Annotated in this window: 11 protein-coding genes, 1 tRNA gene and 1 pseudogene; 8 read left to right on the forward strand and 5 right to left on the reverse strand. The window is 50.6% G+C overall.

Features of this window, described 5'->3' with window-relative positions; genetic code table 11:
- Nucleotides 1-20: 20 nt before the first annotated feature.
- Complete coding sequence (locus tag C7B82_RS02550; protein ID WP_106254737.1) at nt 21-497, reverse strand: hypothetical protein; 477 nt, start codon at nt 495-497, stop codon at nt 21-23.
- 185 nt (nt 498-682) lie between these two features.
- Nucleotides 683-2,107, reverse strand: coding sequence for a glycogen synthase GlgA (gene glgA / locus C7B82_RS02555; protein ID WP_106254738.1), 1,425 nt, complete (start codon nt 2,105-2,107; stop codon nt 683-685).
- Here glgA and C7B82_RS31880 point away from each other — a divergent pair.
- Complete coding sequence (locus C7B82_RS31880; RefSeq protein WP_181357318.1) at nt 2,106-2,276, forward strand: hypothetical protein; 171 nt, start codon at nt 2,106-2,108, stop codon at nt 2,274-2,276. The two genes, glgA and C7B82_RS31880, sit on opposite strands and share 2 nt — an antisense overlap.
- Before the next feature lie 204 nt (nt 2,277-2,480).
- Here the strand turns inward: C7B82_RS31880 and folB are convergent, their stop codons facing one another.
- The gene (gene folB, locus C7B82_RS02560) at nt 2,481-2,855 is read right to left on the reverse strand and encodes a dihydroneopterin aldolase (protein ID WP_106254739.1); all 375 of its coding nucleotides are present in this window, start codon (nt 2,853-2,855) and stop codon (nt 2,481-2,483) included.
- A gap of 451 nt (nt 2,856-3,306) precedes the next feature.
- Here folB and C7B82_RS02565 point away from each other — a divergent pair.
- Nucleotides 3,307-3,378 (forward strand) — tRNA-Gly (locus C7B82_RS02565).
- Between the two features lie 358 nt (nt 3,379-3,736).
- Here C7B82_RS02565 and C7B82_RS31885 read toward each other — a convergent pair.
- Nucleotides 3,737-3,901 (reverse strand): hypothetical protein, encoded by a 165-nt coding sequence (locus C7B82_RS31885; protein ID WP_181357319.1) that lies wholly within the window; start codon nt 3,899-3,901, stop codon nt 3,737-3,739.
- A 404-nt stretch (nt 3,902-4,305) separates the two neighbouring features.
- Here C7B82_RS31885 and C7B82_RS02575 point away from each other — a divergent pair.
- The 4 genes and pseudogenes from C7B82_RS02575 to C7B82_RS02585 form a co-directional block, all read left to right on the forward strand.
- A pseudogene (locus C7B82_RS02575) lies at nt 4,306-5,184 on the forward strand (iron uptake porin); the annotation flags it as partial.
- Nucleotides 5,185-5,311: 127 nt separating this feature from the next.
- Entirely contained in the window at nt 5,312-5,932 is a 621-nt protein-coding gene (locus tag C7B82_RS02580) for a DUF2808 domain-containing protein (protein WP_106254741.1), read from the forward strand.
- A gap of 307 nt (nt 5,933-6,239) precedes the next feature.
- Nucleotides 6,240-6,440, forward strand: a complete 201-nt coding sequence (locus tag C7B82_RS31270; protein WP_146141030.1) for a hypothetical protein — start codon at nt 6,240-6,242, stop codon at nt 6,438-6,440.
- A gap of 155 nt (nt 6,441-6,595) precedes the next feature.
- Complete coding sequence (locus C7B82_RS02585) at nt 6,596-9,286, forward strand: MHYT domain-containing protein (protein WP_106254742.1); 2,691 nt, start codon at nt 6,596-6,598, stop codon at nt 9,284-9,286.
- 599 nt (nt 9,287-9,885) lie between these two features.
- Here the strand turns inward: C7B82_RS02585 and C7B82_RS02590 are convergent.
- Complete coding sequence (locus C7B82_RS02590) at nt 9,886-10,317, reverse strand: ArsR/SmtB family transcription factor (protein WP_106254743.1); 432 nt, start codon at nt 10,315-10,317, stop codon at nt 9,886-9,888.
- A gap of 150 nt (nt 10,318-10,467) precedes the next feature.
- Between C7B82_RS02590 and C7B82_RS02595 the strand changes: the two genes are divergently transcribed.
- The gene (locus C7B82_RS02595) at nt 10,468-11,478 is read left to right on the forward strand and encodes a Rieske 2Fe-2S domain-containing protein (RefSeq protein WP_106254744.1); all 1,011 of its coding nucleotides are present in this window, start codon (nt 10,468-10,470) and stop codon (nt 11,476-11,478) included.
- 145 nt (nt 11,479-11,623) lie between these two features.
- Nucleotides 11,624-12,613 (forward strand): glutaminase A, encoded by a 990-nt coding sequence (glsA, locus tag C7B82_RS02600; protein ID WP_106254745.1) that lies wholly within the window; start codon nt 11,624-11,626, stop codon nt 12,611-12,613.
- Nucleotides 12,614-12,625: the final 12 nt, after the last annotated feature.

A 12,625-nucleotide genomic window follows, 5' to 3' on the forward strand; every position in this document is an offset into this window, starting at 1 on the left:
CAGGGCATATGCCCTGCAACCTACCGAATCGTCACCTCCAGCCGATAGCTGGCATTCCCTCGCGTGGAACCCACAACGATCTGATAGTCGCCAGTGGCGGGAAGAACCTTGCTCCAGGTGACGACTTCTTGCTTCAACACTTGTCGGGGTTGGGTGCCATTGGGTGGGGCAACAATGGCAAAGACAGCGTTGTTTTCCAACGATGTAATTTTGACCTGCATGGTCTGCCCTTCCTGGGCATCAAGGAGGTACATGTCGCGAGTCCCATTCAAAACGCTGGTTTTGATGCTGGCAGAATCTTCACCAGGGGCAAACCGCATCCGCTGAACGCGCGATCGTTGCGCCACAAGCTGACGCGAACCGGGAGTATTCTGTACAGTCGTCACGCAATCGGTCTGGGCGTTTGCAGTGGCTGTCGTCAGGTGCAATGCGATCGTGCTAAGGGACAAAGGCAGCGCCAGCAAAGCCATCCACCGTCGAGAAAAAGGAATTGACATGAATAAAATGAAGGAAGAGCCGTGTATCCATTGACCTCAATTAAACCCGAAAAGTTGCCGCCGATCGCAAGAATCGAGCGGCACCGACAGAACCACTGGTCAACGCAAACGATGACACCGTTGGGGCATGCATAAGAGTCGTGCGGGATGAGCCATGAGCGGTCAGCCCTCAGTTGCTCCTCAGTTCACGGTTTGGTGATTAGTTCGGACGGCTCCTTGGTTTCCGGTGCAGCCGGGGGCAGTCCCAACACGTCGCGATAGAGCCGATCGTATTCCGCAGCAGACTTGTCCCAGCTGAAGTTCACGGCCATCCCACGCTGTTGCAGCTTGCGCCAGGCATCTTTGAACCGGAAGCCTTCCCACGCTCGCACCATGCCCGTATAGAGGTCTAGCGGCTCGTAGCGATCGAAGGCATAGCCTGTCCCCTTCTCATTCGCTGGGTCATGCGGTTCGACCGTATCCACCAGACCACCCGTGCGACGCACGATCGGCACACAGCCATACCGCAACGACAGCATTTGGCTAATGCCACAGGGCTCAAAGCGAGACGGCATCAGGAAGGCATCGCTGCCTGCATAAATACGGCGTGAGAGGGCTTCGTTGAACAACAGGTAAACAGACATGCGACCCGGATAGCGAGAGGCAAGCTGCCACATCTGGGTTTCGTAGTAGCGATCGCCCGTTCCTAACAGCACAAACTGAGAGTCGGTATACGCCATGAAGCGATCGAGCACCTGAAGCACCAGATCCAAGCCCTTTTGCTCTACCAGTCGCGTGACCATGCCAATCAAAAAGGCGCCCGAATTCACTTCCAGCCCCACTTCTTCTTGCAAGGCAATCTTGTTGGCTTTGCGCCGGTCAAGCGTCTCTGCTGTAAAGGTTTGAGTCAGACTTTTATCGGTTGCCGGATTGTACGATTCGGTATCAATGCCATTCACAATGCCCGACAGCTTGCCGCTGATAAAAGACAAGAGCCCTTCCAGCGATTCGCCATAGGCAGGGGTTTTAATTTGCTCCGCGTAGGTTGGCGACACTGTATTGACGCGATCGGCAAACTGTACGGCGGCTGCCATCGTGTTGTGTCCCTGCATATACCACGGGCACCAGGTCATCTGCTCCAGCTTCCAGCGCCACGGCCCTTGATACGCCAGGTTATGAATCGTGAAGACGGTCGCAATATCGGGAGACTGGTGCATCCAGACCGGAATCATCCCCGTATGCCAATCGTGGCAGTGCATAATTTCGGGCTTCCAGTAGTTCCAGGCAAATTCAGCGGCTCCGTTTGCAAACAGCGTGAACCGCCACTCTTCCATATCACCCGCATAGATGTGTCGCGGCAAGAAGGCAGGATGCCCAAACAGGTACAGGGGCACATCCGTTCCAGGCAAGACCGCTTCGTAGACGTCGAAGCTCTGAAACATGGCGTTCCCCGACCAAACGGGCTTTTTGGGCACCGTCATCTTGTCGGGTAAAAAACCGTAGTAAGGCAAAAAGATGCGGACATCGTGCCCCATTTTGCGTAGCACCCTCGGAAGCGCTCCAACAACATCTCCCATGCCGCCGACCTTTGCGATCGGAGCTGCCTCGGCAGCAACAAACAAAATTCGCATGTTGAGTTCTGATCTCCCTCAATGTCTGCATCAAGTCTTGCTCAAACGCTACCAGCTTTCCGCGACCAACGGTGAAATCGATCGCCAGTTGTTGCGCACTGCCAGCCAGCAGATCGATCGCCGTACCCAAACGGGGTCTTTAAAAACAACGCAACAGCGGTCTGAGTAACGTTTTGCTTCACAGAGTTTAAGAACTTATTAAAAAATGAGGGCGATCGCCTTTCTCTCGGTACGTTAAGAGCAAGATACCTCCTAACTGCGTCTCTAGCCCTATGGAGCCTGCCAGCGCTGCATCGCTCCATAGGGCTTCTGTCTGGTTTTTTCGCTTGAGCGTCTTTCCCAGCTCGACTTCAGATCTCAGCGCGATTGGTCGTCAGCGCGATCGTGTTACCTCAACCGTAATCGCACCACCGAAGTCTGGGATGGGCGCGGCTGGTTTGCACAAACGGACTTGCACTTGTTGTACGGGCACAGCAGCCGTCAGTGCGGCTGAATGCAACACAGCCTCCGCGATCGCGACTGCCAGGCGTTCCAGCAGCGTAAATTTTGAAGTTTTTACCAGCGCCTGTACCGTAGCAATCACGATGCGGTAGTCAAGTGTGTCGCTCAGGCGATCGCTCTGCCCCGCCAGAGCCAGATCCAGCCACAGCGTCAGCCCCACCTCAAACCATTGCCCCAGAACCTGCTCTTCTGGCAGCGCCCCTGTATAGCCGTAGCAGCGAATGCCGCTTAAGTGAATGCAATCCATAAACTCAGCCTTAGAGGAGGGACAAGAGACATGAAACCGAACGAGGCGACTCAGACTAAAGCATGCCTGAATAAGCGTTAACAAGCACTCTAAGGAACGCGGCTTAAATAATCTGCAAATCTGCCACTCTGTAGGGATATGACAATGCCATGTCCCTACGCCGGGAATGAGACCTGATTGAATCTGTGTTCTTAAGCTGTTAACTCAGTACAGTTTAAGGTCTTAGGACTTGTTAAAAAATAACTGCATACGTTTGGATTAGCGATCAGCCGTCAGCTATCAGCTTTTCTTTATCAGCTTTTCTCTAATGGCTGACCGCTGACGGCTGACCGCTACAGTCCATGACGTTATTTCTTTACAGCCCCTTAGCGTCTCAAGTCCAGCGACTCTTTCCAAAAAGAGGGTTGACAGATCCCTCCTCTTTTGAGAAGCTAAAGATCGTCTGAATTATGCGGGTGTGGCTCAGTGGTAGAGCGTCACCTTGCCAAGGTGAATGTCGCGCGTTCGAATCGCGTCACCCGCTTCCTTCAGAGAACCAACTCAACTTCATCGCATCTTAGGAGCCTTTAATGGTGCTCCTCAACAAGGAAGCCCGTATCGAAGAGTTTGGTTTTCTGTGCAGTTTGACTCAATGATCTGGCTTGGTTAAAGCCCATTGAAAGCAGTCGTGACGAGTTCACGTTTAATCGCTTGCTATCTGGGCTCTGACAAGCTGCAAAACTTTTCACATTGGCATCCACAAAGGCATTGCGTAGCGGTATCGCTGCTGCAACTAGAAATTGCTGTCAGTTGATATCAAGATCGAGCACCACTTTTGATTCTTTCACTCGCTACAGTGCATTTTACAGCCGTTTTCATTTGCATTCACCACACCCGATACACTACACCCCACACCCGTCTTGATCGAACTGTGGCTTACTCGATTGAGAACCGCTGTAATTTGAGCACAAAACTGGAAAGGCTTGGTTAACCCTTAAGTTGACGATCGCGGGTACGTTGGCAGGTGCCAGTGTTGACGGTGGCCGATCGAAGTGGGTTGTCAGCATTGGCACACCGCGCGTACAGCGAATTGATCCAGCGCATTGCTCAGCCTTGTGGGTACGGCTGTCAGAAACTATAGACTCAAAGCTATGAAAAAGCAGATCAATATCAATTTGATCTTGTGGCTGTTTAGCAAAATAATCGTTAACTAGAAGCAGAAAGTAGCAACAGCAACTGTTTTTCACTGTGCCATTTTGAAGTTAAAGCGTGAGGAGTCACTGTGAAGCAAGATCAACGGCATTCGAATGAATTGAGAGCGGTTTAACTGAGCCTTTTAGGCTTGTTGATGGCTCTGATACCGTTGGGCATGGGTTCAGCGACCGCGTCTACACCAACGAGCGATCGCAAGCTGCCTGAGGCATCGCGGCACGTGAGCAGCATTGAGGCTAAGGCACAAGCTGACAGCACGATGAGCAAGCCATCAGCAGATGAGTTGGCCATCGGCTCTGCAACCGAACCGATGGCACAAGTTACTTCCGTCTCTCAGCTATCGGATGTAAAGCCGACTGATTGCGCCTTTCAGTCATTACAGTCATTAGTTGAACGTTATGGCTGCATCGTTGGCTATCCCGATAAAACGTACCGTGGCAATCGGGCTTTGACGCGCTATGAGTTTGCAGCGGGCTTGAATGCTTGCCTCGATCGCGTCAATGAGTTGATTGCCGCAGGCACGGCTGACCTGGTAAAAAAAGAAGATTTGGTCGCGCTGCAAAAACTGCAAGAAGAATTTGCCTCAGAGCTAGCAACATTGCGCGGTCGAGTCGGTGCGCTGGAAGCCCGTACCGCAACGCTAGAGAAGCAGCAATTTTCCACGACAACCAAGCTAAGTGGCGAAGTCATTTTCAGCCTGGCAAGTGCGTATGGCGCGGCTCCCGGTTTCAACGATGCACAGCCAGCCTTGAACAATCGGGTACGCCTAAACCTGACAACCAGCTTTACGGGCAAAGACTTGCTGATTACGGGCTTGCAAGCCTACAACTTTGGACAAGGTCCAAGTGCGCTGTTAGGTGGGTCGGGTAGCCTGGGTGGCACATTGGGCTATGGCGATCCGATCTTCGGGAATGCTAGCCAGGTGTATCTAGGCTATGCGCCACAGTTTCCTGAAACGAATCCCCAAAACTTATCCGGTGGACGTGGGGGAAATCGGGTCGATCTCTACAAGTTGCTCTACATTTTCCCGGTTGCCAACAAAGTGACCGCCTTCATTGGCACCAATGCCGAAGTATCGGATGTCTTTCCATCCATTCTGCCCTGGTCAAGTGAGGGACAGGGGGCGATCTCCCGCTTTGCAACGCTTCCAGCTGCCCAGCAGGTGTCTGGCGGTGCGTCTCAAACGGGGCTAGACTCAGCAGCTGGTATCATTTTGAGCCTGTCAGAGGCGATCGACCTTCGCGCACTGTACGGTGTGACGTGCTGTGGCCCAGCCCGCTGCCTTTTCTCAATCATTTAAAAACTCAACACATCCAACACTTGCTGATCTCACTGCGGCTCCAGCCATACGGGTCCAGGCAGCGCCACCCCAAGCCGCCCCCCTGCCAGCAGTTGAGCGCCACAGCACTTCCACCCAACTCAGCAGTCGGCAAACCTTTTTTGCTCATCCTCCTAGCCTCAATCGAGTGGCGGCATCTCAAAGCGGACGCTACACACCCTCAACCTATGAATTTACGCTGACTATTCCAGCGGATGCAGGGCAGCCACTCAAAGCAGTGACGATCGCTCAAGCGACAAATCTAGAAACCATCAAATTTGATGTAGGCCAAAGCAAAGCGTTTGCAGGCGGACGGTTTGCCGCGGGTCCTGAGATTCCCTTAGCGAGCGTTGGTGGGTCGCAACCGGCAAATCCTGGCGAAGTCACCGTTGTGTTTGATCAGCCCCTACAGCCAGGTAGCACTGTTACCGTAGCGATCGCAGCCAACGCCAATCCTAGCTTTGGGGGCACCTATGAATTTGGTGTAACGGCCTATCCAGAGGGCGAAAACGGGCGTGGACAATTCTTGGGCTACGGACGCCTCAACTTCTACAGCAACTCAAATTAACGTGCTCTTCAACCGAATGCAGTCAGAGAGCGTCTGCAGTGGAAACCATCCAGCCAACAAAGGGGACTCGTTTCCATTGCAGATGAGTACGTCGCAAAATCCAGATCAAAGCCAAGGTAGTATTTTTCTTCCACAGCTTTGGGCAAGAGTTGAAATTGGCACATTCACGCTCTCAAAGCCTGCAACCCGGCTCCACTGAATGACATGCATTTGTAGCACCTTCGAGCCCGTAAACTCAATCATTGGCAGTGTCATTTCCGAATGGTTCGTGTGACCATGCTCCCATAGCTCACTCCTGTGTCTGACTGTGGGGCTTTCGGCGTCTAACGTTCCCAATCAGCCGCCGCAAATAACCTCTGCACTACAGCCCCGGGCACATCTCGGCGGTCGGTGTGCATGGGCGTTGTTAGACACTGCACCTGAGTCGAAATGGACTGACCGTGAGAAACCGATCGCGGCTGCGATCGCGCCTTACCCCAACGAATTCTGGCGTGTTGCTCAATCTTAGAACTTGGCCTCCATCGTGCAGTGCATCCTCGTCTCTTTGTGGGCATCCTCTAGATAAAGAACCATTCATGCTTTTCCCAAAGGAATGAACTGCTAGAACGTCGGCATTAGCGAATCTCTATCACGTATGTTATTGACTAAATCTCTCTTAGTTCTATGACTTATCCCTTAGCCACGGGTTATAACCTCCAACTTGTCATTGTCTCTGTCGCGATCGCCGTGCTAGCCTCCTACACTGCTTTAGACCTAGCTGGACGAGTGAATGCAACCCAGAACCGTGCCCAAATGGGTTGGCTAATCAGTGGAGCGGCTGCCATGGGCACTGGCATCTGGTCGATGCACTTTATTGGCATGTTGGCATTTCGATTGCCTGTTCTCGTTCATTACGACTTTCTAACGGTTCTCGTTTCCGTTTTGCCCGCCATGATTGCCTCAGGACTGGCTCTATTTTTGGTCAGTCGCCCGACATTGGGTTGGCTCCGGCTATTGGAGGGAAGCGTCTTCATGGGATTGGGGATTGCGTCAATGCACTATCTCGGCATGGCTGCAATGCGTACATCAGCAGTGATGCATTATGATCCCCAGATCGTTGCGCGCTCTATTCTGATTGCGATCGCAGTCTCCTTTGCAGGACTATTTTTGGTGTTCCAGTTGCGGGAAGAAACAACGCCGCATCAAACCTGGAAAAAGCTCCTGGCTGCCATCATGATGGGAACGGCGATTCCAACGATGCACTATACAGGTATGGCAGCCGCCTGTTTCATACCCATGCCCAATGCAGTATTGGAGTCGGACTTACAGCCTCCCGAAAACATAATCCCCTTAGCTGCTGCTGTAGTTATCGGCACCCTGATTATTTTAGGACTAGCCTTGTTGGCTGCCTTTTTTGATCGCCGACTGTCTGCTCAGGTCATCTATGCCCAGGCACTTCAGGAGAGTCAAAAATCTCTCAAAGCAATTCTGGAAGGTATTCAGGTCGGGGTGTTGGTGCTCGGAGATGATGCTCAAGTTCAGGCAGCCAATCATGCTGTTCTTGACCTGTTACATCTTTCTAACACCGCAGAATTGCAACAATTGTGGGATCGAACGGTCACCAACAACCTGGATTCATCCTCTCCCGACCATTCAGAGGATCAGCTTCTCCAGTCGCTTCAACCTGTGTTGCAGCAAATTGCCGCCAGGCAGTCTGTGCAGAATACAGTTGTTTACAGTGCAGCCCCAACCCACCAAGAATCAACTGCACTACTCGTGAATGCGGTTCCTTTACACCGATCTGATACCTCCTTAACTCAGATGATCTGTACGTTTAGCGAGATTACAGACCTGAAGCGAACCGAAAACTGCCTCAAAGAATCTGAGGCTAAATTCAGGGACTTAGCGACACAAGAAGAACTCTTAAATCGTCTCTCAAACCAGATTCGGCAATCTCTGGATCTGCCTACGATTCTGCAAACCGCAGTCTGTGAAGTCCGTAATTTTTTTGCAACCGATCGAGCAGTGATCTATCGGTTCGATGCCAATTGGCACGGACAGGTTATTCTTGAGGATGTAGCTGAGCCCTGGTTTCCCACCTTAGGAGAAGCGGCAGATGATTGCTTTCCGAGAGAGTGTCTGGAACGCTACCGAGATGGCAGGATAAAGGCAATTAACAACATCCTGGAAGCAGGGTTAGACTCTAATCATCTCCAGTTTTTGCAACGACTGCGGGTGCAGGCTAATCTGATTGTGCCGATTATGGTGTGCGATCAGCTCTGGGGACTGCTGATTGTACATCAATGTAGTCACCCAAGAGTCTGGAAAGAGGAGGAAGGCAATCTATTAAATCGGCTAGCCATTCAGTTAGGCATTGCCATTCAACAATCAGACCTCTATAGCCAGGCCGAGCAAAGTGCGCTGCAAGCCCAGGCCCAAGCCCAGCAATTGCGCGAATCCGAAGCTCTGCTCAAGCAGCAAGCCCAAGCCCTCCAACAAACTCTTCAGGAGCTACAAACCCTCCAAATACAGCTTGTTCAAAGTGAAAAGATGTCCAGTCTGGGACAACTGGTGGCTGGCGTTGCCCATGAAATCAATAATCCGGTCAATTTCATCCACGGCAACCTGAAACATGTGCAGGACTATGCTCAGGATTTATTGAGTTTTGTGGCACTTTACCAAAAGCACTACCCAAAGCCGATCGCTGAGATACAAGCAAAGGCAGACGAAATCGACCTGCAATTTTTACAGCAGGATCTCGATAAGACCCTTGCCTCAATGAAAATAGGCACCGATCGCATTCGCCAAATTGTCCTGTCGTTACGTAACTTTTCCCGGATGGATGAAGCCGCATTTAAGGCAGTTGATATCCACGAGGGGATTGATAGCACCTTAATGATTCTGCAACATCGCCTGAAGGCTCGTTCTGACCGTCCAACCATTGAGGTGATGCGGGACTATGCCAAGTTGCCGTTGGTGGAGTGCTACCCCGGACAACTCAACCAGGTATTAATGAATCTTCTGACGAACGCGATCGATGCGCTGGAAGATGCCGATGCAACACGAACCTTTCAAGACATCAAAGATCATCCCAGTCAGATCACCATTCGGACATGCATGATCGATCACCAGTGGGTAGAAATTGCGATCGCTGACAATGGTTCCGGCATTTCTGAAAAAGTGAAGGAACGGATTTTTGACCCCTTCTTTACCACAAAGCTGATTGGTAAAGGAACTGGCATGGGACTGTCGATCAGCTATCAAATCATTGCCGAAAAGCATGGTGGAAAGCTTGAGTGCTTCTCAACTCCCCATCACGGCACAGAATTTGTGATCCAGATTCCCATCCAGCAACAAGCTTTTAGGTCTGTTTAACAACTTATTACACGGAATTTTCTCTGGATAATGTTTCAATTCAGACATTACCGAGAATTTTTTCGGGGTATTTACCCTATAGCGAATATTATCAAGAATTTTTTCGCTTGATCTGCCTGTATCAGGGCGTTATTGAGAAAATATACGGTTATTTTTAAACTCCTTCTAACGCAACCCCTCCCTGGAAGTTGCAACGTAAGCGGGTAGGTTCAAGAGCAACCCTGCCGCTAGAATGATCAGCTCAGCTCCATTTGCACTCGCCGTTTGTGCCATCAAGGGAAATCTTCGTTGCGACCAGAATATGCACTCCAAGCATCCCATTGGGGCTGATCGCACGTGTCTTTTGGAGTTCATCGATCAGGACACTCAAGCCCTAAGCCTAATGACGAGATGAGTCTCACACCGCCAGCTTGGCAACCACTGCCATCAAAATAGTACCAGAGATTCACACTGCTATTGCTCCTTGAACAATGGGATAACGGGCAGTCTGTTGACCAATTTTGAGTGAAGGAAGTGATCGAAGCATACAAAATAATCACTCAACAACCAAATAAGGATTGAGTGATTATCACACCTAGCTGCTGCCAATCAACTATGTTCTAGCGTCGAGCACTAGAAGCTTGCGCTTTCTCTCTAGTTTTCTGTAGTTTGGTGCTTTTCTTAGCCGCGCTGCCACTTGATTGCAGTGAAGCGGCTTGCAAAAACGTCTCAGCTTGTTGACGCAGGCGATCGCCAATCTGGTTGCAGGCTAGCTCACAAAACTCAAACACCAGCGGATCGGCAATTTCATAATAAGCACTGGTGCCCTTCGGATGACGGGTCAGAATCCCTGCTTGAGTCATCACCTTGAGGTGCTTAGAAAGATTTGCCTGACCTAGACCTGTTTCTTCACAGAGCTCCATAACATTCATGGAACCGGATCTGAGGCATTGCAGAATGTGCAATCGGCTCGTTTCAGAGAGGATTTTGAAGTAATCTGCAACGGCTTCGAGGACAGCCACAGGAACTAACGGCTTGGCAGGCTTTGGCATTGAACTGAGCAAGGCAACATAAAAATTTAATAACTATATAGTAGTCTAACTTGACGAACCAGGGCGACCATCCCCGGCCATTTGACAGCCAAAACTTGATCGCGCATACTAACTAAACAGTTAGTTAGTTTTGGTTTTCAGGAGAACATCATGACAATGTTGCAGGGAGCGCCTTGGTTGCTCGCACATACATCAATGCTGGTCGTTAATCAGCCGAGGAAAATCTCTTTATACGGTTCAGACTACGTACTTTGGAAAGATCGATCGGGCAAGATTAGTGCCTTGCCCAACGCGTGTCCGCACATGGGAGCCATGCTGTCTGAAGGCTGGTGTCAGGAGAAAGACCACCAAATGAGCACTGTAGTTTGTCCCTTTCATGCGCTTGAATTTGACAGCGATGGGTGCACAGTCTTACCCGGTACCAACAAGAAAATGCTGCCACAGCTACAGCCTTTAAAACTCATCATTCAGAACAATTTCATCTGGTCTTACGGCGGCTACGAACCGAAAATGCCGCTTCCCTCGGTGCTGAACGATATTGCTGACAGGTATGCATTCATCGGGCATACCGCCGATACCAGCGTGGAAACTGATTTGCTCTCCATGCTGCTGAACATGCATGACTACAACCATCAAAACGGCACGCATCGCCCTTTGTTTCGGATTGAGGCAGTGCAATTTGAACAGTTTATGGATGAGGGCTATCGATCGCACGCCTTCTACAACATGCCCACAGCAGCCACTAGTCTGAGTGAGAAACTCACCAATCCCATTTTGTTAACGCTGCCTAAAGTGCTCGTCGCACATTTGGAAAATCACTTTCCATCACTAGTGATTTTTCATGGGCAAAATGCGTTGGGTAAAGTAGCACAAATCCACATCTTTGTGCCAGAGTCTGAGACGCACACACGCACCTACGTGCTCATGTACGGTATCAGCAAGCATCCTATTTTTAGGTCGTTAGGTAAACAGTTTCTTCATTTAGCGAAAGTGGTGGTCGAACAAGACTCGGCAATCTTAAGCAAAATTTATCCCAACACTCCTCAAAAGATCAAGCTGAATAACGAAGTGGGTATGGATTGGGTGCGGCGGAACTTTGAGCGATTTCCTGAGGCGATAGAAACCAATCTTTCCCGATCGTTTGAATCACAACGCACGTAACGCTGGTCAGCAAATGGCATAGAGTTGCTTTATTAGCTTGGGTTTATGGCTGTACTGTGTCGATGGGCAGCAAGAGACTCCAGCAGAGCCGCAATTTAGCCTTTAGCCTTTAGCCTTTAGCCTTTAGCCTTTAGCCTTTCTTCCTATGGGTGTCTCCTCACAGTCTTTTCAAGCCATTCTGGACGACCTATATCACAAGTACAAAACCTTAGATGACGGTAAAGTTGCCAGTTACATTCCTGAACTGGCAAAGATGAACCCAAATTGGTTTAGCATCTGCGTGGTGACAGCCGACGGTCGCGTCTTTGTGGCGGGGGACGCGGAGCAGTTGTTTACAATTCAGTCAATCTCGAAAGTATTTGTGTATGGTCTGGCGCTAGAGGATCATGGACGCGAAGCGGTGTTGTCCAAAGTGGGTGTTGAGCCAACGGGTGACCCCTTTAACTCCATTATTCGGCTGGATGAATACTCCAAGCGTCCCGATAACCCGATGATCAACGCGGGTGCGATCGCCACTACCAGCTTGATCAAAGGCAATGGTGCCACTGAGCGGCTCAATCGGATGCTGGATATGTTTCGACGTTACGTAGGACATGACGTATATATCGACATGTCGGTGTTTGTCTCAGAGCGATCGTCGGGTCATCGCAATCGAGCGATGGCATCCCTGATGCGCCATTTTGGGATGATTGACGATCGCATGGATGAATCGCTGGATTTGTACTTTCAGCAATGTTCCATGATGGTGAACTGTCGCGATCTAGCCGTCATGGCAGCAACGTTAGCCAATCGAGGGATCAATCCCATCACGGGCGATCGTGCCGTGCCAACTCGCTACATTCGGGATATTCTCAGCGTCATGTACACCTGCGGTATGTATAATTTCGCAGGGCAATGGGCTTATACAGTCGGCATTCCAGCCAAAAGTGGGGTTTCAGGCGGCATTATTGCGATCGTCCCACGCCAGGTCGGCATTGCTGTTTTTTCACCACCGCTGGATACGCACGGCAATAGTGTCCGGGGCATTAAAGTCTGCGAGGAACTATCCCGTCAGTTTGAACTACACATGTTTGACCCACCGATGGGCTGTTCACACTTATTGGAACAGTTGGGAGCCGTGAGGGGTGAGGGGTGAGGGGGAAGAAAG

The sequence above is a fragment of the Stenomitos frigidus ULC18 genome, assembly GCF_003003795.1.
In the GTDB taxonomy this organism is placed as follows: domain Bacteria; phylum Cyanobacteriota; class Cyanobacteriia; order Leptolyngbyales; family Leptolyngbyaceae; genus Stenomitos; species Stenomitos frigidus_A.